This is a genomic window from Streptomyces sp. CNH189 (assembly GCF_000527195.1).
The window spans coordinates 111,413-132,806 of the sequence record NZ_AZUS01000023.1 but is presented as its reverse complement, the minus strand read 5'-3'; the positions used below and the strand labels follow the sequence as shown (position 1 = coordinate 132,806).

The 21,394-nt window shown below is 75.5% G+C and carries 19 protein-coding genes; 9 read left to right on the top strand and 10 right to left on the bottom strand.

The window, feature by feature from the left end; translation table 11 throughout:
- The gene (locus B100_RS0127755) at window positions 1-885 is read right to left on the bottom strand and encodes a fructosamine kinase family protein (RefSeq protein ID WP_024887668.1); all 885 of its coding nucleotides are present in this window, start codon (window positions 883-885) and stop codon (window positions 1-3) included.
- 131 nt (window positions 886-1,016) lie between these two features.
- Between B100_RS0127755 and B100_RS0127750 the strand changes: the two genes are divergently transcribed.
- From B100_RS0127750 to B100_RS0127740, 3 genes are all read left to right on the top strand, one after another.
- Entirely contained in the window at window positions 1,017-1,340 is a 324-nt protein-coding gene (locus B100_RS0127750) for a hypothetical protein (RefSeq protein WP_024887667.1), read from the top strand.
- 71 nt (window positions 1,341-1,411) lie between these two features.
- Entirely contained in the window at window positions 1,412-1,945 is a 534-nt protein-coding gene (locus B100_RS0127745; RefSeq protein ID WP_024887666.1) for a DoxX family protein, read from the top strand.
- A gap of 378 nt (window positions 1,946-2,323) precedes the next feature.
- The gene (locus B100_RS0127740; RefSeq protein WP_024887665.1) at window positions 2,324-3,565 is read left to right on the top strand and encodes an MFS transporter; all 1,242 of its coding nucleotides are present in this window, start codon (window positions 2,324-2,326) and stop codon (window positions 3,563-3,565) included.
- A gap of 452 nt (window positions 3,566-4,017) precedes the next feature.
- Here the strand turns inward: B100_RS0127740 and rfaE2 are convergent, their stop codons facing one another.
- From rfaE2 to B100_RS0127705, 7 genes are all read right to left on the bottom strand, one after another.
- On the bottom strand, window positions 4,018-5,433 hold the full coding sequence (gene rfaE2, locus B100_RS0127735) for a D-glycero-beta-D-manno-heptose 1-phosphate adenylyltransferase (protein WP_024887664.1): 1,416 nt from the start codon (window positions 5,431-5,433) through the stop codon (window positions 4,018-4,020).
- A complete protein-coding gene (locus tag B100_RS0127730; RefSeq protein ID WP_024887663.1) occupies window positions 5,430-6,056 on the bottom strand; it encodes an SIS domain-containing protein in 627 nt (208 codons plus the stop codon). Before B100_RS0127730 ends, rfaE2 begins: the two co-directional genes overlap by 4 nt.
- Window positions 6,057-6,148: 92 nt before the next feature.
- On the bottom strand, window positions 6,149-7,396 hold the full coding sequence (locus B100_RS0127725) for a glycosyltransferase (RefSeq protein WP_024887662.1): 1,248 nt from the start codon (window positions 7,394-7,396) through the stop codon (window positions 6,149-6,151).
- 127 nt (window positions 7,397-7,523) lie between these two features.
- Window positions 7,524-8,585 (bottom strand): glycosyltransferase, encoded by a 1,062-nt coding sequence (locus B100_RS0127720; protein ID WP_024887661.1) that lies wholly within the window; start codon window positions 8,583-8,585, stop codon window positions 7,524-7,526.
- Window positions 8,582-10,282: a carbamoyltransferase C-terminal domain-containing protein gene (locus B100_RS0127715; protein ID WP_024887660.1), complete on the bottom strand. Its 1,701-nt coding sequence runs from the start codon at window positions 10,280-10,282 to the stop codon at window positions 8,582-8,584. Before B100_RS0127715 ends, B100_RS0127720 begins: the two co-directional genes overlap by 4 nt.
- 77 nt (window positions 10,283-10,359) lie before the next feature.
- Complete coding sequence (locus B100_RS0127710; RefSeq protein ID WP_024887659.1) at window positions 10,360-11,325, bottom strand: NAD-dependent epimerase/dehydratase family protein; 966 nt, start codon at window positions 11,323-11,325, stop codon at window positions 10,360-10,362.
- Window positions 11,326-11,871: 546 nt separating this feature from the next.
- A complete protein-coding gene (locus B100_RS0127705; protein ID WP_024887658.1) occupies window positions 11,872-12,369 on the bottom strand; it encodes a hypothetical protein in 498 nt (165 codons plus the stop codon).
- A gap of 176 nt (window positions 12,370-12,545) precedes the next feature.
- Here B100_RS0127705 and B100_RS0127700 point away from each other — a divergent pair, with 176 nt between their 5' ends.
- From B100_RS0127700 to B100_RS0127675, 6 genes are all read left to right on the top strand, one after another.
- Window positions 12,546-13,793, top strand: coding sequence for a cytochrome P450 (locus B100_RS0127700; protein ID WP_024887657.1), 1,248 nt, complete (start codon window positions 12,546-12,548; stop codon window positions 13,791-13,793).
- A 142-nt stretch (window positions 13,794-13,935) separates the two neighbouring features.
- Complete coding sequence (locus B100_RS0127695) at window positions 13,936-14,127, top strand: hypothetical protein (protein ID WP_024887656.1); 192 nt, start codon at window positions 13,936-13,938, stop codon at window positions 14,125-14,127.
- 22 nt (window positions 14,128-14,149) lie between these two features.
- Window positions 14,150-14,842 (top strand): hypothetical protein, encoded by a 693-nt coding sequence (locus B100_RS0127690; protein WP_024887655.1) that lies wholly within the window; start codon window positions 14,150-14,152, stop codon window positions 14,840-14,842.
- Complete coding sequence (locus B100_RS0127685) at window positions 14,839-15,837, top strand: DUF6895 family protein (protein ID WP_024887654.1); 999 nt, start codon at window positions 14,839-14,841, stop codon at window positions 15,835-15,837. The genes B100_RS0127690 and B100_RS0127685 overlap by 4 nt, the downstream gene beginning before the upstream one ends.
- Window positions 15,834-16,751: a DUF6895 family protein gene (locus B100_RS0127680; RefSeq protein WP_024887653.1), complete on the top strand. Its 918-nt coding sequence runs from the start codon at window positions 15,834-15,836 to the stop codon at window positions 16,749-16,751. Before B100_RS0127685 ends, B100_RS0127680 begins: the two co-directional genes overlap by 4 nt.
- Entirely contained in the window at window positions 16,748-17,842 is a 1,095-nt protein-coding gene (locus B100_RS0127675) for a serine hydrolase domain-containing protein (RefSeq protein ID WP_024887652.1), read from the top strand. The genes B100_RS0127680 and B100_RS0127675 overlap by 4 nt, the downstream gene beginning before the upstream one ends.
- A gap of 177 nt (window positions 17,843-18,019) precedes the next feature.
- On the opposite strand, the gene B100_RS0127670 is transcribed toward B100_RS0127675, so the two are convergent.
- Window positions 18,020-19,390, bottom strand: coding sequence for a trypsin-like serine protease (locus B100_RS0127670; RefSeq protein ID WP_024887651.1), 1,371 nt, complete (start codon window positions 19,388-19,390; stop codon window positions 18,020-18,022).
- A gap of 154 nt (window positions 19,391-19,544) precedes the next feature.
- Window positions 19,545-21,212, bottom strand: coding sequence for an alkaline phosphatase D family protein (locus tag B100_RS0127665; RefSeq protein ID WP_024887650.1), 1,668 nt, complete (start codon window positions 21,210-21,212; stop codon window positions 19,545-19,547).
- Window positions 21,213-21,394: the final 182 nt, after the last annotated feature.

The following is a 21,394-nucleotide window of genomic DNA, read 5'->3' as shown; positions in this document are numbered from 1 at the left end:
TCACCGGGACAGCGCCGAGCGGGCCGCGTCGAGCGCCTGCTCGGCGTAGCCCCGCCCGAACAGCACGGCGTGCACCAGCAGCGGGAACAGCTGGTGCACGCCGACGCGTGCGCTCCGGCCGTCCGCCAGGGGTGCCACGTCCTGGTAGCCGTCGAGCACCGCGTCCAGCAGCGGACAGCCGAACAGCTCCAGCATCGCCAGGTCGGTCTCCCGGTGCCCGCCGTGGGCCGCCGGGTCGATCACCCGCACCGTCCCGTCGGCACCCCACAGCACGTTGCCGTTCCACAGGTCGCCGTGCAGCCGCGCGGGCGGCTCGGCGGGCCCGGCCAGCTCCGGCAGCCGCGCGCAGACCCGCTCGACCAGCGCCGCCTCACCGGGCGTCACCGTGCCCTGGTCGACCGCCCGCCGCAGATACGGCAGCACCCGGTGTCCGGCGTACCAGCCGGGCCAGTCGTCGCCGGTGACGTTGCGCATCGGCGCCCGCCCGATGAACGCCTCCACCGGTCCGCCCGGCGGGGGTGCCCCGAACGCGGGGGCGCCCGCCGCGTGCAGGGCCGCGAGGTCCCGCCCGAAGCGGACGGCCGCCTCCCGGCCGGGCCGGCCCTCCGCCACCCGGTCCAGCACCAGCCACCGGCCCTCGTGGCCGTGCAGCCGCGGCACCGGCGGCGTGCCCGCCGCGGCCAGCCAGCGCAGCCCCGCCGCCTCGGCGCGCGCCGCCTGCGCGCCCTCGGTCCGCTTCACGACCACCGGCGGACCGTCGTCCAGGGCGACCTCGGTGAGCGCGCCGGACAGCGCCCGCACACCGGTCACCGCCCGCGCGGTCAGCCGCGCCGCCACCTCCCGGGGACCGTCCGTGGCGGGCGCGGGCGACGACGACAGGGGCATGGGCGGCTCCTCACCTTCGACACGGTCCGGCCCAGCGTACGAGCCGGGCGCGGCGGCGGCCGCTCACGCGGGACGGTGAAAAACCGGCACCGCCCGATGGAACGGCTCCGTGCCGGGGGAGCACTGGACATATGACCAGTTCATCGTTGCAGCGCACCCTCATCCTGCCCGCCTCACTCTGCGAACAGGCCGCACAGCACCTGGAGCAGGCCGCCCGGCGGACGGTCGACGGAGCGGGGATCCCGCTGAAGGCGTTCCGCACGGCCGCCGACAGCGACTACACCCTCCCGGTCTCCGTGGTCGAACAGGCGGCGGGCTGCCTGCTGGTCCTGGCCACCGAGACCGCGCAGAGCGTACGGCCCTCGGCCCTGCGCGCCACCATCGGCGTCGCCCTGTGCCTGCGCGACGCCGTCGAGGCGACCCGTCAGCCCGCTCTCACCACCCGGTTCTGGTGACCGCACGCCGCATGTTCCCCGCCTCTCGGGGAACCCGGCGCACCGCCCCCTCCCCACCTCAGGAGTAGGACATGAGTCTGTTGCGCGTCCTCGGCCGGCCCATGCTGGCGTCGATGTTCATCGCGGGCGGGCTGGATTCCGTCCGCCACCCGGATCGCGTCTCCCCCCTCGCCGAGCCCGTCGTACGGCCCGTCGCCGGCCGGATCTCCCTGGTGCCCGATCGCACCGAGGACTCCGTGCGTCTGAACGGCGCCGTCCAGGTCGTCGGAGGCCTGCTGCTGGCCACCGGACGGCTGTCCCGTCCGGCCGCCCTCGCGGTCGCCCTCACCCTGGTGCCGACGACGCTGGCCGCACACCGGTTCTGGGAGGAGGAGGATGCCGACCAGAAGGCCCAGCAGCGCATCCACTTCCTGAAGAACCTGTCCATGCTGGGCGGTCTGCTGATCGCCGCGGACGACACCGGCTCCGCCCCCTCGATGCTGTGGCGCGGGCGGCACGCCGCCCACAGCCTCGGCCGTGACGCCCGCGTCGCCCGGCGGGCCTTCAAGGCCGGTGCCGGCCCCGGCGTGGCCGCCGGACGCGCCCGGGCCAAGCTGTCCCGCTGACCGTCCCCGAGGAGGCCCGGGACGGCGGGTGAGGGACCGGTCGCGAAAAGCGACCGGTCCCTGTTCTCCGCGTTTCAAACCTCACTGTGAGCAAGCGCACTCGGGCGGCTAAGTGCCGCCGGACACTGCCTGGTTGACGTCTTCCGTAGCGCACGGTGCGCCCCGTCCGGAAAGGACTCGGGGGTCCCTTCTGCCACGATGGGCCGCGCCCCTTTCCGGCGACGGGAACCACCGCGCAGCGTTGCCGGTCTCGGCCTCCCGCGCCCACTCAGCCGAGCCCCCCGCGGGCTCCTCCCCGAGTAGCGCACCGTGTCTTCCTCCCCCACCTCCGCCCCGGCCGGGTCCCGGTCGCCCTGGCGTTCCCTGCGGCATCGCAGCATGCGCTGGTGGTCCGTGGCGAACTTCGTGTCCAACGCCGGTACGTGGATGCAGCTCACCGTGCAGAACCTGCTGGTCCTCCAGATCACCGGTTCCGCCGCGGCCACGGGTCTGTCCATGTCCGTACAGGCGGCCCCGGCGCTCCTCATGAGCGTCCTCGGCGGCGCGGCCGTCGACCGGTGGCCGCGGAAGGTGACGGCCGCCGTCAGCCAGGCCCTGCTGGCCGTGATCGCGTTCACCACCGCCACCCTGGTGGCGCTGGGCCGGCTCGACATGACCACCCTGATGGTGCTGGCCGCCGTCACCGGCATGGTCGCCACCGTCGACAACCCGGCCTGCGCCTTGCTGGGCAACGACCTCGTCCCCGCCGAGGACGTGCCCTCCGCCATCGGCGTGGGCGCGCTGGTCTTCAACGCGGGCCGGCTCGCGGGCGCCGCGCTCGCCGGTGTGACGGTCGGCTTCCTCGGCACCGCCGCCGCCTACTTCGCCAACGGCTTCTCCTTCCTGTTCGTGACGGCGGTCATCCCCTTCCTGCGCCCGGCGGCGGGCGCGGTACGGCAGGTCGTCGAACGCGGCGGCCGGCCGGTGCGGTCGAACATGTCCGTCCGCGAGGGCCTCGCCTTCTTCGCCCGCCGGCCGCGGCTGCTCGCGCTCGCCGGGGTCACCGGCATCAGCGCGGTGTTCGGCCGCAACTACGGGCTCACCCTGGCCGTCCTCGTCACCGGTCCGCTCGCGGGTGGGGCGGGCGCCTTCGGCACGGTGTCCACCGTCCTCGCGGCCGGCGGCATCGTCGGCGCGGTGCTGGGGGCGCGGCTGCGGCGGCCCTCCGTACGGCTGGTCGGCGCCCTCGCGGCGACCGGCGCGCTGCTCCAGATCGTGGCCGGCCTGTCGCCCTCCCTGGCGGTGCTGTTGGTCCTGGTCCTCCCCATGGCCGTCGTGGAGTCCGTCTCCGACACGGCCGGCACGGCGGTCCTACAGACCGACCCGCCCGCCCATCTGCGCGGACGCGTGCTGGGCGTGTGGGGCTCCGTCGGCACCGTGTGGAGCCTGGGCGGCCCACCGGCCCTCGGCCTCCTGATGGAACTCGCCGGCCCACGCGGTGCGCTGATCACCGGCGGGGTGGTCATCGCCGTGTCGATCACGGCGGGCCACTTCCTCCACCGTCACCGCACGCTCGCGACCTCGGTCACGCTGCCCACGAAGGACACGGTGCCCCAGCCGGCCCTGCAAACGGCGGCCTGACGCCGGGCCCCCTTCCCGGACACGGTGCTGAAACCCCCTCCAGGGGCGCGGGGAACCGCGCGAAAGGGAGTCCGAGGGACGGAGTCTCTGAAACTCGGTGACCGGCGTCACCGGATTCGGGGGCTCCGCCCCCGGACCCCCGTCGCGCGGTTCCCCGCGCCCCTCAGGGGCGCGAGCGAGCGGCACCTCGAGAAGCGGAGCCGTCAAAGCGCGCGGTGGCGGCGCACCCCCATGGGGCGCGGGGAACTGCGCGGACGGCACCCTCAGGAAGCGGAGCCGTCAAAGCGCGCGGTGGCGGCGCACCCCCATGGGGCGCGGGGAACTGCGCGGACGGCACCCTCGAGAAGCGGAGCCGTCAAAGCGCGCGGTGACGGCACACACCCAAGGGGCGCGGGGAACTGCGCGAGCGGGACCGGCGTCGCCGGATTCGGGGGCTCCGCCCCGGAAGGGCGCTACCCTTCCGTCGGCTTCAGAGCCACCCTCACCGCATCGGCAGCCCGCTGCGCGAGCAGCGTGGTCGAGCGGCCGTCGAGGTACGGGAGGACCACCGCCTGCCCACCCCACGTACGCAGCACCTCCGCCTCCGGCAGGTCCTGGACGGAGTAGTCGCCGCCCTTGACCCACACGTCGGGACGCAGGCGCCCCAGGATCTCCTCCGGCGTGTCCTCCTCGAAGACCACCACCGCGTCCACGCTGCCCAGCGCGGCCAGCACCTTCGCCCGGTCCGCCGCCGGTGTCAGCGGGCGGCCCGGGCCCTTGCGGCGGCTCACGGAGTCGTCGGAGTTCAGGCAGACGATAAGGCAGTCGCCGATCCGCCGGGCGCTCTCCAGCAGCCCCACGTGACCGGCGTGCACCAGGTCGAAGCAGCCGCCCGTGGCCACCACCGTCCCGCCGCGCGCCCGTACCGCCCGCGCCAGCTCGAACGCGTCGGCGGCCGGGTCCTGCGCGGGGACCGGCGCGACCGGCGTGTGCCACAGGTCCGGGTTGCCCGCGCCGCCCGCCGCGACGAACGCGGCGGCCTCGGCCACCGCCCGCTGCAACGCCTCCTCCGGCAGCAGCCCGTCCGCCAGCGCGGCGACGGTCGTCGCGGCGAAGCAGTCGCCCGCGCCGCACGGGTCGCCGTCCGCGTGGAAGGGCGCCGGGATCAGCATCGGCGTGCCGCCGCCCGGCCGGGTCAGCAGCACCCCGCGGTCGCCGAGCGTCACGGCGACGCCCGCCGCCCGCCAGCGCTCGGCGAGTTCCGTACCGCGTTCGGCGAAGGCGCCCAGGGACGCGCCCGACACCCCGGGCGTGCCCGCGCACAGCGCGACCGCCTCGCCCGCGTTGGGCGTGACCAGCCGCGCCCCCGCCACCGGCGTCTCGCCCCTGGGATGCGGGTCCCACACCAGCGGGGTGCGCCGGGCGACCTCCTCCAGGTGCGGGCGCACCGCGCCGGCGGTGTGCCGGCCGTAGTCCGCGACGAGGACCGCGTGCGCGCCGGCCAGCGCCTCGCGCACCGCCTCGTCCGGCTTGCCCGGCGTGCCGCCGCCCCGGTCGATGCGCACCAGCGGCCGTCCGCCCGCCAGCACCCGTGTCTTCACCGGCAGCGTGCCGTGCAGCGGCAGCTCCAGCAGCCGTACCCGCCCGCTGAGTTGCTGGCGTACGGCCTCGCTCGCGGGGTCGTCGCCGAGCGCGGTCACCAGGACCACGTCCCGGCCGCCCCGGGCCGCGAGCGCGGCGGCCAGCCCGGCCCCGCCCGGATGCCGGTGGTCGCCGGTGACGTCGACGACCGGGGCGGGCGCGTCCGGGGCCAGCCGGGTCGCGACGCCCTCGATGTCCTCGTCGAGCAGGACGTCACCCACCACCACCAGCGGCTTGGGACCGGTCATGTCAGCCTCCCGGGAACAGCAGCCACGGCCGGCGCCGGGGGCGCGGACACGGCGGCGTCGAAACACTCGCAGAGCAGGTGCACGGCGACCAGGTGGGTCTCCTGCACGGTCGCGGAGGAGGCGGCCGTCACGCACAGCGCCTCGTCGGCGGCCTCCATCAGCGGGTTGGGTCCCGGCCCGGTGAGCGCCCACACCTCCAGACCGGCGCGGCGGGCCGCCACCGCGGCGGCGATGAGGTTGGAGCTGCGCCCGGAGGTGGACAGCAGCATCAGGACGTCACCGGGACGTCCGTGCGCGTCGACCTGACGGGCGTAGACGTGGTCGAAGCCGTAGTCGTTGCCGATGGCGGTGACGCTGGAGGTCTCCGCGTGCAGCGCGAGCGCCGAGTAGGCGCGCCGCTCGCGCCGGTAGCGGCCGACCAGTTCGGCGGTGAGGTGCTGGGCCTGGGCGGCGCTGCCGCCGTTCCCGGCGGCCAGCAGCCGGCCGCCGCCGGAGAGGACGGTGGCGAGCCGGCCGCCCCAGTCGGCGATCCGGGGCAGACCGTGCCGGCGGAGACCGTCGAGGGCCTCCTGGAGGGACCGGCAGTGCAGACGGGCGGCGTCGAGCGCGGGGTTTTCGGTCATGGTGTGTCGGGCGCGCCGCCCTCCGGGGACGGCGACGGCACCCGCACCTCCTTCCAACGTCGGACGTCGGCGGGCCGGTCCCGGCCGGCGGTTCAGCCGGTCCGGGTCACGGCCGGCTCGGTGTCGAGGACCTCGCAGTACGCCGCCTCCGTGGCCGCGGCGACCCGCGGCCATCCGTAACGGCTGAGCACCCGGCGGCGGCCGGCCGCCCCACGGGCCTCCCGGGCCGTCGGGTCGGCGAGCAGACCCGCCACGGCACGGGCCAGCGCCTCCGGGTCGCCCGGCGGGACCAGCCGCCCGGTGCCCGGGTCGGCGACCGTGTCGAGCTGGCCGCCGACCGCGCTGGCCACCACGGGACGGCCGCAGGCCATGGCCTCCAGCGGGACGATGCCGAAGGGCTCGTAGTCGGCGGGGCACAGCACCACGTCGGCGGAGCGCAGCAGCGCGGGAACCCGCTCCGCGTCCACCCCGCCGAGGAAGCGGACCCGGTCGGCGACCCCGGCGTCCCGGGCGACGGCACGCAGTCGGCGTACCTCCGGGTCGTCGTCGAGCCGCTCCGCCGGGGGACCGCCCGCCACCAGCAGCTCGGTCTCGGGCAGCCGGGCCAGCGCGGCCACCGAGACGGCCGCGCCCTTGCGGGGCACCAGCCGCCCCAGCTGGACCAGCCGGTGGCGGTGCGGGCCGCGCGGCCGGCGCCGGCCGAGTGGAGTGAACCGGTCGGTGTCGACGCCGCACGGCACGACACCGATCCGGTGGGCCGGCACGCCCATCCGGACCAGCTCGGCGACCTCGTCGCGGCAGGTGGCGACGACCCGGTCGCAGCCGAGGCCCACCTCGATCTCACAGCCGATCCGCTCCGGGGGGCTGGTGTCGGCGTCGCCCTGGTGCCGGCGCTTCACCGTGCCCAGCGCGTGGAAGGTGTGCAGCAGCGGCAGGCCCAGTTCCCGGGTCGCGCCCAGCGAGGCCAGTCCGGACATCCAGTAGTGGGAGTGGACCACGTCCGGGGTGCGGGCCCGCCACTCCCGGACCAGCCGGCGCCCGAACTCGTCCATGTACGGCAGCAGCCGGTCCTTGGGGACGGGCTCGGCGGGACCGGCGGTGACGTGGTGCACCTCGACGCGCTCGCTCAGCCGCACCCGGTCCGGCAGCCCGGGCGCGTCGCGGCGGGTGTGCACCGTGACCCGGTGTCCCCGGTCGGCGAGCGCCGCGGCCAGGGCGGCGACGTGGACGTTCTGTCCGCCGGCGTCCACCCCGCCGAGGGCGGCGAGGGGACTGGCGTGCTCCGAGACGAGCGCGACGGACAGCACGCCCGGGGGGACTGGGGCGAAGTCCGCGGTCATGGGCTCACCTCCGTGATCGGTCGCGGCGGGGGTGCGGACACCACCGCCCGCGGATCGGGTTCCGGCCGCGGGTGCGGCCGGGCGCGTGCCGGCGAGGGGCCGTCGCGGGCCGGGGACGGTCGCCGGGTCATGTGCGGAGCCGTTCGCCGGACGGCGCGGAGGGCGCCGGAGCCCGGTGCGCGGCCCGGCGCCGGTGCGCCGAGGGGGCGCGGTGCAGGATCTGCCCGCGCAGCCAGTGCCAGGTCGCGGCCGCCGGGACGAGTGTGCTGGTGAGCGCCATGGTGACGATCTCGTCCCGGGTGCGCGGGCCGGGAAGGGTCCGGGCGAGCGTGAACTCGGCGGTGCCCGCCAGCCAGCCGGCGGCGCAGACGGACGCCGCCCGCGGGCGGCCGGCCAGCGCGAACACCGCCGCGGCGAGCCCGGCCGAGGCCGTCGCGAGGTGCAGCGGGAGACGGCCGCGCGGCGCGTCGGCCCGCCGCCACCAGTCGCGGCCGTGCAGCCGGGTCATCAGCACGTCGTCCGCGTTGCCCGCCTGGAGCCTTACGGAGACCATCCGGTCCGCCGGCCGCACCGGATGGGTGGTGGTGCGCCGCCCCTCCGCCAGCGTCCAGCCGGCGTCGAGCATCCGCAGCGCCAGGTCGGCGTCCTCCCGGAAGGCCCTGCGGAACCGTTCGTCGAAGCCGCCGACGGCCTCCAGGGCGCGGCGCCGGTACGCCATGTCGGCGGTGATCCAGCGGGCCGTGGCCAGCCCGGCGACGTTGCGCTCCCAGTCGGTGGGCGCCCGGTCCGCGGGCAGCGGCACCTCGATCCGGGCGGTGATCCCGGCGGTCGCGACGCTCGCCCCGGCGAGGTCGAGCGCCAGGTCGTCGGCCCAGGTGGGGCCGGGAACCACGTCGTCGTCGAGGAAGACGATCCACGGCGCGTCCCCGGCGGCCCGCAGGCCGGTGTTGCGGGCGGCGGCCGGACCGCGCGCCTTGCCGGGCACCACGACGGTGCGGGAGCGCAGGGACGGCGGGACGGCAGCGGTCAGCGGTACGGCCGGGTCCCGGCGGTCGTCCACCAGCACGACCCGCGCCGGGAGCGGCCCGTCCGACTCGGCCAGCGCCCGCAGACACGGGGCGAGTGACTCCCGGCCCAGCGTCGGCACGACCACCGCGTACTCCCCGGCGGGAGCGGCCGGCCCGGTCATCGCGGGTCCCCTTCCCCGAGGGTGCCGCCCGTGCCGTCGGTGTCGCCCCTGTCGGCCGTGTCGAAGAGCGTGCCGCGCCGCACCGCGTACGGGCCGATCGCCAGCAGGTCCACGGGGGAGGAGCCGAAGCACTCCAGGGCGTCGCGCGGGTCGTCCACCATGGGCCGGCCCGCCGTGTTGAGGCTGGTGTTGACCACGACGGGCAGCCCGGTCAGCCGCTCGAACTCCTGCAGCATCCGCGCCAGCAGCGGCTGGCGCGCCGGGTCGACCGTCTGGATGCGGGCGGTGCCGTCGACGTGCACCACGGCGGGCACGCGGTCCCGCCAGGCGGGCGTCACGTCGTGCACGAACAGCATGTACGGGCTCGGCAGCGGCCCGTCGAAGATCTCCGCCGCCCGGTCGGCGAGCACCATCGGCGCGACCGGCCGGAACTGCTCGCGGCCCTTGACGTCGTTGAGCCGCTCCAGGTTCCCGGCGTGCCCGGGGTGGGCGAGCAGCGAACGGTGGCCGAGCGCCCGGGGGCCGTACTCGCTGCGCCCCTGGAACCAGGCCACGATGCCGTTGTCCGCCAGCGCCCGGGCCACGGTGACGGCGATGTCCGCGGGCTTCTCGCAGGGCACGGCGGCCGTCTTCAGCCACGCGCCCAGTTCCGCGTCGGACCAGTCCCGGCCGAGGTCGGCGCCGGTCATGGCCTCCGGCGCGTCGCCGGCCCCGGCGGACAGCAGCAGGGCGCCGCCGAGGGCGGTCCCCGCGTCCCCGGCCGCGGGCTGCACCCACACCCGGGAGAAGGGACCCTCCCGCGCGATACGGGAGTTGGCTACGCAGTTCAGCGCCACACCCCCGGCGAGGGTCAGCACGGAGTCGTGGGTACGGCCGTGCAGCCAGCGCACCAGGTCCAGCAGCGTCTCCTCCAGTACGGCCTGCGCGCTCGCGGCGACGTCGGCGTGGTCCTGGGTCCACGGCTCGTCCGGGCCGCGCGGGGCGCACAGTTCGGCCCAGGGCACCCCGGTGGCGTGGAAGCCGCCGTCGCCGGTCGGGTACACGTACCGGCGCAGTTCGGACAGCATGCGCGGGGTGCCGTGGGAGGCGAGCGCCATCACCTTGAACTCGTCGGAGGAGCGCAGGAAGCCGAGGTGCTCGGTGAGTTCCTCGTAGACCAGGCCCAGCGAGTGGGGGAGGTCCTGCGCGCGCAGCGGTTCGAGGCGGGCGCCCACGCGGCGCGCGGCGAGGTGCGAGGCGCGTTCGCCGCGGCCGTCCAGCACCAGCACCGAGCAGCTCTCGGCGTCCGGGGCGGCGTACGCGCCGGAGGCGGCGTGCGCCATATGGTGCGGCACGAAGCGGACGGTCTCGGAATCGAGGCCGGGCAGCGCGGTGCGCAGGAAGCCCGGCGCCTCCCGCGCGTAGGTGAGCCGCAGGTGGTCCCAGGGGTCGTCGAGACCCATCGCGTCGGCGGGCCGGGCGAGCGCCGGGTCGAAGGAGTAGGCGACCGCGTCGAGGTCCTGGGGCCGCAGCCCGGCCCGCTTCAGGCACCAGGCGGCGGCCTTCTCGGGCAGCTCCCACGCGGAGAAGGGCAGCGGGCGCTTGCCGTGCTTGCGCCGGGAGAACCGCTCCTCCTCCGCGGCGGCGACGGTACGGCCGTCGATCACCAGGGCGGCCGCGGGGTCGTGGAACAGGGCGTTGATGCCGAGGATGCGCATGGCGGACGGACCTTTCGCGGATCGGGGCGGCGGCCGTGCGGGCAGCCGGGTCCTTGAGGCCGGCGGGGAAGGACGGCTCAGGTGCCGGTTCCCTCGGCGCGGAACCAGTCGATCGTGCGGCGCAGGCCCTCCTCGGTGCCCACCAGCGGCTCCCAGCCGAGCTTGTCGCGGGCCAGCGTGATGTCGGGGCAGCGCACGGCCGGGTCGTCCACCGGGCGCTCGATGTAGCGGACGTCGGAGGACGAACCGGCGAGCGCCACCACGAGGCGGGCCAGGGCGAGCATGCTGATCTCGGCGGGGTTGCCGATGTTGACGGGGCCGCGCATGCCGTGGGCGGCCGCCGCGAGGATGCCGGCCACGGTGTCGTCGACGTAGCACAGCGACCGCGTCTGCCGGCCGTCGCCGGTCACGGTGAGGGGCTCGCCCGCCAGTGCCTGCCGCACGAAGGTGGGCACGGCCCGGCCGTCGTGGCCGCGCATCCGGGAGCCGTAGGTGTTGAACAGCCGCACGATGCAGGTGTCGGTGCCGTGGGTCTCCGCGTGAGCGGTGGTCAGTGCCTCGCCGAAGCGCTTGGCCTCGTCGTAGACGCTGCGCGGGCCGACCGGGTTGACGTTGCCCCAGTACCGCTCGTCCTGCGGGCTCTGCTGCGGGTCGCCGTACACCTCGGACGTCGACGCCAGCACGAACCGGGCCTCCGACTCGTGGGCGAGGGCCAGGGCGTTGCGGGTGCCGAGGCTGCCCGTCTCCAGGGTGTGCAGCGGCAGCCGCAGATAGTCCGCGGGGGAGGCGGGGGAGGCGAAGTGCAGGACGAGGTCGGGGCGCCGGCTCACCGGCAGCTCCTCGGACACGTCGGCCTGGACGAGGGTGAACCCCGGACGGTCGAGCAGCGGGGCGATGTTCTCGGGTCGCCCGGTGCTCAGGTCGTCCACGCAGGTCACGGCCGCACCTGCGTCGAGCAGGGCGGTGCACAGATGGGAGCCGACGAATCCGGCGCCGCCGGTGACGACGGCGTGCTCCCACTTCCGGGATATGGGGCTACTCATGCCCAAACCCTCACCCGCACGGCGGGCGACGGCACGGTCGCCTACTGCAGTCGAGTGAACCACGCACGGTGAGCCCCGGCCCACGTCGGGCACACGGGCCGAGCCCCCGCGGTCGTGAGCCCCGGATGGGCTCCGCCCGCGACCGGGGAGAGGCGCGCGGCTTCCGGCCCGCCGACGGCGGCCGGGCTCCGGCGGCTGCGGAGCCCGCCGCGCGGCAGTCACCTGGTCACCGGCCGTGCGCGGCAGCGGCCCTCCCCGCGGAACGGTCACGACGCGCGGGGACGCACCCACCGTTCGGCGACGGTCCGCCTCGGACGACGCGGGGGATCGGCCGAGGAGGACGGCCCCGGTTCCTCCGGTCGACGGTCCGCCGGGGACGGTCCGCCGGGGACGCAGGAGTGCTGCTCGGCGCGGATGGGGCCGGCGGGGGGAGGCGCCGGCGGTGCCGGGTTCTCGCGTGGGCGGCCACTCGCGCCTGCGGACGAGGGGAGGGGCGAGACCTGAGACGCCGGGTTCGGTGCGGCTCGGTGTCGCGGGAGCGGACGGTCAGGCCGCGAGGGCCTCGTCCGGGTCCAGGCGGGACAGGAGGGAGGCGTGGTGGAGGCGGGTGATCGGGGTGAGGAGGTCCGGGTGGCGGAGCAGGGCCGCCGCCCGGACGTCCGTGGCGTCGGGGGCGAGCAGCCGGCGGTACTCACCGGTGCCCCCGCCCAGCGCGGCCACCGCCCGGGCCGCCAGTCCGGCATCGGACAGCAGGCACGCGGCCCAGCTGGTCACCACCTCGTCGACCCAGGTGCGCCACGGTTCGCCCTCGTGGTCGTCGGCCCCGGTGATCCGGTCCAGCGCGCCCGATCCGCCCGGGCCCGCGAGTCCCACCAATTCCGCGTCCATCGCGGTCGGGTACCGCAGCCGGGCCGCGACCGTCACCGCCTGCCGTGCCTGGATCTCGCACAGGGCGGCGGACAGGGCCCCGCCGTGCGCGGGGAAGGAACGGATCAGCCACTGTGCGGTGGCCGTGATGACGGGGGAGAGACGCGTTGCGGGCACTACGGGTCCGTCCGAATCGGAAGGAAAAGGAGAGGACGCCAGCACCGTAGTCCGCACCTCTGCGCCCTCGAAGTGACCCGGGTCTCGTTCGGGGCGTGGTCTGCGCCACGCCCGAACGGGTGTGTGACGCCCGCTCCCCGGAGTGTCCGGGAAGAGCGGGCGGGCACCCGACGGCCATGGACGTACTCAGCCGCCCCTTGATCGACCGCACCCTCCCGCTCCTCGCCGAGGGCTACGCCTGGCTCCCCAACCGGATGCGTGACGCCGCCGGCTCCGTGGTCCGCACCCGCATTATGGGCCGTCCGGCCCTCGCCCTGCGCGGGCCGGACGCGGTGCGGTTCTTCTACGACGAGCGGAACGTGCACCGGCACCGCGCCATCCCCGAGCCGATCCTCGGCACGCTCTTCGGTCACGGGGCCGTGCACACCCTCGACGGCGCCGCCCACCGGGCCCGCAAGGAACTGTTCCTCCCGCTGCTGGCCCCCGCCGCCGTGTCAGGTCTGAAGGAGCATGTCGTCGCCGCCTGGGACGAGGCCGTACCGGAATGGAGCCGGCGCGAGAGCGTGGTGCTGTTCGACGAGGCGGCCACGGTGCTCACCCGCGGCGTGCACCGCTGGGCCGGCATACCGCTCGACGGCGGCGACGCCGCGGCGACCGCCCGGGACATGACGGCGATGGTGGACGGCTTCGCCACCGCCGGACCGCGCCATCTGAGGGCCCGACGGGCCCGCGGCCGTCAGGAGGAGAGGCTGGCCCGGCTGGTGCGCGACGTCCGCACCGGGCAGGTGACCGCGTCCGCGGGATCGGTGCTGGAGCGGGTGTGCGGGCACCGCGACCTGGACGGCGAACCGCTCGACGAGAAGACCGCCGCCGTGGAACTGCTCAACGTGGTCCGCCCGACGACCGCCCTCGCCTGGTTCGTGGCCTTCGCGGCGCACGCCCTGCACCGCCGGCCCGAGAACCGCGCGCCCCTGGCGGACGGTGACGTCGCGTTCGCGACCGCCTTCGCCCACGAGGTGCGCCGCTTCTACCCGTTCGTGCCGTTCCTCGGCGGCCTCGCCGTCCGCGACCTGTTCTGGCGGGGCGCCTGGGTGCCCGCCGGGGGACTGGTGGTGCTCGACGTGTACGGGCAGAACCACGACGAGGCGCTGTGGGGTGACCCGTACGCCTTCCGGCCGCGGCGCTTCCTCGAACGGCCCGTGGCGCGCGACGAACTGATTCCGCAGGGCGGGGGCGACCCGGCGGCGGGCCACCGCTGCCCCGGAGAGGGCCTCACCGTCGGCCTGTTGGAGGCGCTCGCGGCGCAACTCGCCCGTATGGAGTACACCGTTCCGGAGCAGAATCTGGCCATCTCGCTGCACCGTGTCCCGACCCTCCCGCACAGCGGTGTCGTCCTTGCGGGCGTTGGCCGGGCCGCCGGTTGACAGGCCCTCGCGCCCTGCTCCCGTTGCCCCCCTGCATGTTGAAGAAGTGACGAAAGTAAGTATGAGAAAAGTGGCGTGATTTGTCCGATTCGGGTGATTCTGAAATGGAAGGTACTTCGCTACGCCTCAGGGAGATGGTGTTATGCGTCCCGACGAGAAGGTCCTCGAGAAGGAACTCACCGGAGTCCAGACCGCCGACATCGAAGCGGCCCTCGACCCGGTCGAGGCCGACGGCGTCTACCGCGACAGCCGGCAGTGCGCCGCCCTGGCACTCCTCTCCGGTGCGACCAAGCTGCTGCTGTCGCCGCCGACCCCGCGCCCGAAGAAGGGCTGAACGGATCGACGGGAGTAGTCGAATGGAGCAGTCAGGCACTTCGACCCGCTTGCAGGCCGCAGTGCAGGACCTCGCTTCCGGTGTGGTCTCCGCCCTCAGGGGCGGGGACCACGCTCACGTGGTCCCCCAGGTGGGGACCGACGGGGAAGCGGGAGACCTCGCACTGGCCGCCGTACGCGTCCTGGGAGCGGACGCGTTGCTGCCGGGCCTCCTGTCGCACACTCCGCCCGACCCGGCGGAGCTGGCCGTCTTCCGCAAGGCGGTCGAGGCGTACCCGCCCCGCGCGGACGCCGCACCCACCGTCGGATGGAGCCACTGGGCCATGGCCCGCACCCTGCGCCGGGCCGACCCCTCGGCCGCCGGAGCGCCGGACGAGCCCGGCACCACCTGGCTCGACGGGGCGACCTGGCAGGTCCTCACCCACCAACTCGCCGTCCTGGCGCCCCTCGCGATCCCCGGAGAGGACTGCGCGGTGAGCCGCCTGGCGGAGCGCCGGCCCGTGGACGTCGCCCGCGGGTTCGTCCGGGCGGTGCGCCGCCGGGACTGGCGGCAGGCCGCCGGCGCGGGCCGCTGGCTGGCCGTGCTGCCCGGCGTGCCGGACACCGTGGGCCTCGACTCCGGGCTGGAGTTCGTGGAACTGATGGGCGGACAGGACCCGCTCGTCGCCCTCCAGGTGCACGCCGCCCGGCGGATGCGGACCGGAGCACGCGGGTGACCGCGCCGCCCGGCACCGCGGAGGGCCTGCGCACCGTCGCCGAGGACGCGCTGGCCTGGGTGGACTCCCACAGGCCCGACTTCGCCCTCGGCGACGACGCGCTCGCCGTCGACGGGGAGGTCGACCGCAGCTGGAAACCGCTCGGCGAACTCGCCCAGGTCTGCGCGACCGTCACCCGGCTCACGGAACCCTCCGACCCGCTGCACGCCCGCGCCGGCGGACTGCTCGACTTCGCCTGGCAGGAGACGCACGAGGGCGAGCTGTTCCTCAGGCTGCAACGCCTGGAGCCGTTCGCCACCTACCCGTTGGAGGTGTACGCGGCCCTCGCCTCGGCCGGGCTGCGGCACCCCGCCTTCGAACAGGCGGCCGCGGTGGTGGCACGCACCCGCGGCTGGCGGCTCACCGAACAGGATCCGACACGACGGCTCGGCGTGCTGCGCGCCGAGGAACGCTGCGGCATCCACCGCTTCGGGCAGGCACCGCCGGACCTGCCGCAGACCTGGCTCGGCGGACTGCCCGAGCCGTGGACCTTCGGCCGCGACGCCGGATACGCCCTCACCCACGTCGTGTTCCACCTCAGTGACTGGGGGCGCGACGCGGCCGCCATGCCCCCGGACCTCGTCGCCTATCTGACGGACTGGCTGCCGCCCTGGCTCGACACCTGCCTGGAGGCCGGCATGTGGGACCTCGGCGGCGAACTCCTCGCCGTGGCCGCCGTCGTGACCCGCACGACCGGCGAGGAAGCGCCCGTCGACGCCTGGCAGCGCCTGGTCGCCGCCCGGGGCCCGTCCGGCGAGATCCCCCTGGACGACCGGGACCTCGGCGGCCTCGCCGCGAGGCCCGGTGACGGGGGCGGCGACCGCTACTTCCTGCACCACTACCACTCCACCCTCATGGCCGCCTTCGCGGCGGTCCTGGCCGGTGCCCGCCCGGACGCCCCGCCCGCCGGAGCCGTGACGGGGCAGCGGCCCGACGGACAAGGAGCGCCGGCATGACCGACACCCGTCTCGTCCACACCGTCGGTGTCGGCGCCATGGAATGGCTCTGGGCACACCGTGACGGCTTCCGGCTGGAGCCCGACGCGGACCCGGAAGTGGGCTTCCTCGAACGCTTCAAGCCGGTCGGTGAACTCGCCCTCGTCTGCAAGGTGCTCTTCCGCGAGGGGGTGTCCGGCTCCCGGCAGGCGGACCTGGCCCGCAAACTGCTCGACCACGTCTGGCGCGAGACCCTGGACGGCGGCACCATGCTGGTCCGCGGCCAGCGCACCGAACCGGCCTCCCCGATCCCCTTCGAGGTCTACCTGCCGTTCCGCGAACTCGGTTACAGCCAGCCCGAGCTGGAACAGCACGTGGTGCTGAACAACCGCCTGGACAGCTGGTTCGCGTTCGAGACCACCCCCACCCGGCGGCTCGGACTGTCCTCGTTCCAGCGGCGCTTCGGCCTCACCCCCCGCCCGCCGGAGTCCGAGGCCCTGTGCTCCACCTGGCTGGCCCGCACCCCCGAACCCTGGACCGTCGAGGGCCACATCGCCTACGACATCACGCACTGCGTGTTCCACCTCACCGACTGGGGCGAGAACCCCGACGGGCTGCCCGAGGACATCGCCGCGTACCTGGCGACCTGGCTGCCCGCGTGGATCGACGACTGGCTGGACCTGCAGCGCTGGGACCTGCTCGGCGAACTCCTCGTCGTCGACGCCTGTCTGCCCCGCCCCACCCTCGACGAGACGGCCTGGCGGGCGTTCGCCGCCGCCCAGCAGCCCGACGGCGCCATGCCCGCCATCCGCGACATGCCCGAGGGCGACGAGGAAGCCGTCTTCGACGTCGTGTACCACTCCACCCTGGTCGCCGCGTTCGCCTCGGTCCTGGCCACCTCCCGCGCCCTGACCGAGCTCGTCCAGGCCTCATGACGACGGCGTACCGCACCTCCTGGCCGGGCCCGCCCGCCGACCGGGAGGACGGGCCGCCCCGGAGCGCGAACAGCCGTACCCAGGACGCGAGGTGGACGGAGCGGCTGGCCGAGGTGGTCACCGCGGCCGACGCCCCCGACGCCGTCTTCGCGCTCTCCCGCCACGGCCGCCGCACGGTCGTCACCGGCGGTACCGCCGAGCCGTCGGGGCGCCCCCGCGACCGGCTGCGCTACGAGATCGGCTCGGCCACCAAGGCGTACACCGGACTGCTGCTGGCCCACCTGGTGGACAGCGGCCGGCTCACCGGCGGCGAACCGGCCGCCGCCCTCCTCGTCGCCCGGCGCCCGGCCGGCACCACGCCGGTCACCCTCGCGCACCTCGTCACCCACACCGCCGGACTGCCCGCGCTCCCCGCCGGCTTCTACCCCCGCGCCCTGCCCGCCTGGCGCACCAACCCGTACGGCCGCTACCCCGACGCCCGCGTCGTCGACGCCTTCCTGCGGCACCGCCCCCGGCACCGCCCCGGCACCCGCTGGCGCTACTCCAACTTCGGCGTCGCCGTCCTCGGGCACGCCCTCGGCGCCGCCACCGGCACCGACTGGCAGGACCTGCTCGCCGGCCATGTGCTCGCACCCCTCGCCCTCCACGACACCGCCCCGCACCCCGCCACCGACGGACACGACGCCGTCGGGCACGGCAAGGACGGCACGGGGACGCTGCCCGCCTTCGACGCGGGCGGCTTCCGGGCGGCCGGCGCGGTCCGGGCCACCCCGCACGACCTGCTCACCTTTCTCGAAGCCCATCTCGACCCCGGCCGCTGCCCCGAACTGGCGGGTGCGCTGCGCGCCGTACGCACGCCCGTCCTGCGGCGGGGCATCGGGCACCGGCACGTGCACACCGTCGCCTGGTTCCGGCACCCGACCGACGGCGGTCCCCTGTACTTCCACAGCGGGGCCACCCTCGGGCAGCAGGCGTTCCTCGGTTTCCGCCCCGACACCGGCACCGCGCTGGCCGCGGTGTGCACCCGCCGGTTCCGCTCCCACGACCCGTTCCTCGCCACCGCCTACGCGCTGCTCGCCGAACAGCCCTGACCCGCACCGCCGGTGACGACGACAACGGCGACGACGGCGCACGGCCGCACGGCGCACGGCGCACGGCGCACGGCGCACGGCGCACGGCGCACGGCGCACGGCGCACGGCGCACGGCGCACGGCGCACGGCGCCGGCCGCGGCCCGCGGGCCGCCGCCGGCGCCGTACGGCCGGTCCGTCAGAGCCGCTGCCAGAGCGCCGGGGTCCCGGCCGGGGCCCACGCCCCCTGCGCCTGGTGCGTCTGCAGGCACTGGTACGTCACACCGTCGCGGGTGACGGTGGAGCCCGCCTCGTAGACCGAGCCGGCGGTCCACGCCCGCGCGCCGCCCTCCTGCTGCTCGGTCGCGGCCTGCGCGGCCGCCGTGGTCAGGGTCAGACCGTACTCGGAGAGAATCGGGTTGACCGGCTGGAAGAACGTCGTACCACCGTTGGTGCAGTCGCCGGAGCCGCCGGAGGTGACCCCCTGCGCCTGGGCGCCCGCGACGTACGGCCCGCCGGAGTCGCCCGGCTCCGCGCACACCGTGGTCCGGGTCAGCCCGTCCACCGCGCCCTCCGGGTAGCGGACGCTCGCGTCGTGCTGCTCGATCGTGCCGCAGTGCCAGCCCGTCGTGGAGCCGGAGCGGCACACCGACGCCCCCACGAGCGCCTGCGCCGAGCCGGTGACCTGGACCTCCTGGCCGCTCTGCGCCTTGACGGCGGGCGTCGGCGTCCACTGGCTCTGGGTGGCCACCCACGCCATGTCCTTCCCGGGGAAGACCGACGCCTGGAAGGTGCCCTGCGCGGTGCGGTCGTAGCCGGTCGTCGTGGCGCCCGCCCTGCCGCAGTGTCCGGCCGTCACGAAGCCCGGCTGCGTGCCCATGGTGACGGAGAAGCCGACCGAGCAGCGCGCCGAGTCGTTGATGTAGTAGGCGTCACCGCCGGTGATGTCCTGCAGCAGCCGGGGCCGTTCGGCCGACAGCCGGATGCCGACGTCCTCCTGCTCGACTCCGGCGGCCTTCACGAGCGCGGTGCCCGCGGCCTGGTCGACCGCCTGCACCACGACCCGGTTCTTCGGCACGTCCACGTACCAGACGGGCGTGTCGAGGGCGGAGACCCGGCCGGCCGCCGCGTCCAGCTTCTCCTTCGCCGCCTCCAGCGCGGCCAGCGGCCGCTCCACCACCTGCGCGGTGGCGCCCTCGGCCTCGATGGCCGCCACGTCCCCGGCGTCGGTGGTCGCCACCGTCAGCTCGTCGGCGGTCGCGCCGCGCAGCCAGGCGCCCGCGTACCGCTCGCCCAGCGAGTTGCGCAGCCGGCCGGCGCGGGTGCCCGCCTCCGCCTCGTTGACCAGACGCGTGGACGCCTGCTCGGCGTCCAGGTCCAGATCGCGCTGGAGGGCGGTGAGCAGGTGCGGCGAGGGCCGGTCGGCGCCGAGGGTCTGCGCCGCACCGGGCGTGGGGCCCGCCGCGGGGGAGGCGTCCGCCGCCGCGGCGGAGGGGAGTCCGGCGAGGACGAGGGCGCCGAGTGCCATCAGGGCCGAGTGGCGCGCGGTCCGGGCGTGTCTGAGGACCATTCGGTACGTCTCCTTCGTTCGGGCGGCGAGCTGTCGAGGAGACATAGGCCTTGCCTGGCGTGCCCGACGGAATGTCAGGACACGCCGGCATTGACTCGTTCGGTACGACGACCGGCCCCAAGTGCAGTACGCGGACGGGGTCGGCCGGGTGACGTCAGACGGGCGTGAGGCCGGGGGTGCCCGCCTCCGTGACGAAGGAGGCCGCGGTGGTCACTGCCGCGCCGGGCGTGGTCACGGCCGGCACGGTGCGGAAGTCGGCGCGCGCGTGCTCCCGGTTCAGTTCGACCCGCAGATAGCCGCGCCGTCCGTCGTGGAACCGCAGGTGCGGGTTGGCCCTCATGAGGGTGTCCCAGTTGGCCGGGCGCTCCGCCCCGTCCCGGCCGCTGGTCACCGAGGTGCAGGTGAGTTCCGTGCCCAGGGTGGCCGAACCGGCGTCGTCGAAGTCCTCCTTGATGTCGAAGGCGTACGCCACGTGGACGTCGCCGGTGAGCACCAGCCAGTTCTCGACGCCGGCCGCCCGGGCCCCGGCGACGAGCCGGCCGCGGTTGGCCCGGTAGCCGTCCCAGGCGTCCATGGACAGCTTGGCCCGGGCGTTGAGGTCCAGCGCGCGCTGCGAGAAACACACCTGCTGGGGCATCACGTTCCACAGCGCCCCGGAGGCGGCCCAGCCGTCGAGCAGCCAGCGCTCCTGGGCGTCGCCGGTGAGGCTGCGCGCCGGGTCGTCCGACTCCGGGCCGGGCACGTGGGTGACGTCGCCGTAGGCCTGGTCGGAGCGGTACTGCCGGGTGTCCAGCACGTCGAACTGCGCGAGCGTGCCCCAGTTCAGGCGGCGGAACAGCTGGGCGTCGGGGCCGTCGGGGAGCTGGCCGGCGCGCAGCGGCTGGTTCTCCCAGTAGGCGCGGTAGGCGGCGGCCCGCCGGGCCAGGAACAGCGCCGGGTCACTGCCGTTCTCGTCGTGCTCGGCCGCGTAGTTGTTCTCCGTCTCGTGGTCGTCCCACGTGACGACGAACGGGTGCGCGGCGTGCGCGGCCCGCAGGTCGGGGTCGCTCTTGTACAGCGCGTAGCGCATCCGGTAGTCGGCGAGGGTCGTCGTCTCCCGGTTGAACACGGACGGCAGCACCCGGTCCGTGTAGTTGCGGGCGCCGCCCGCGGAGTTGACGGCGTACTCGTACAAGTAGTCGCCGAGGTGGAACACCACGTCGACGTCCTCCCGGGCCAGCTGCCGGTGCACGGTGTAGTAGCCGTCGTGGTACGCCTGGCAGGCCACCGCGGCCAGCCGCAGGCGCGTGACGTCCTCGCCCGCCGCGGGAGCGGTCCGGGTCCGGCCCGTCGGGCTGATCCAGGCACCCGTGCGGAACCGGTAGTAGTAGGGGCGGCCGGGATCCAGCCCGCGCACGTCGGCCCGCACGCTGTGCGCGTACTCGGGGTGGGCCACGACGGCGCCGCCGCGCACCACGAGGGCGAACGAGTCGTCGAGCGCCACCTCCCAGGCCACATCGACCTGCTGCTGCCCCAGCCCGCCGTCCGGCTCGAAGGGCGCCGGGGCGAGCCGGGTCCACAGGAGCACCGAGTCCGGCAGCGGGTCCCCGGAGGCGACGCCGAGGGTGAAGGGGTCCTCGGTGATCCGGGCCGCGTCGAGCCGGGGCGCGGCGAACGCGCCGCGCGTGGGGAGGTTGGTGCCGAAGGCAAGGGCGGCGGCCGCGGCGCCGACGGTCAGGAAGCGACGGCGTGACACATGGCGGGCGGCGGTGCGCAGTGCGGTGTCGTGCGGGGAGGGGGCGAGCGCGGAGGCTGGTCGTCCGGTGCGGCCCGGCAGCGCCATGCGGTGTCCTCTCGTACGGAACGGGGTGGACGGCAGCCGCAGGCAGGCGGGGCCGCGGACACGAAGATCTGCATGCTAAGCAGACAAAATGCTCGTCAGATGCGTGTCGGGCGCGTGCCGTGCGGGGCGTTCACACCACAGGCGGTACGGGGGAGGGGCGCACACGAAAGCGCCGCCGGTAC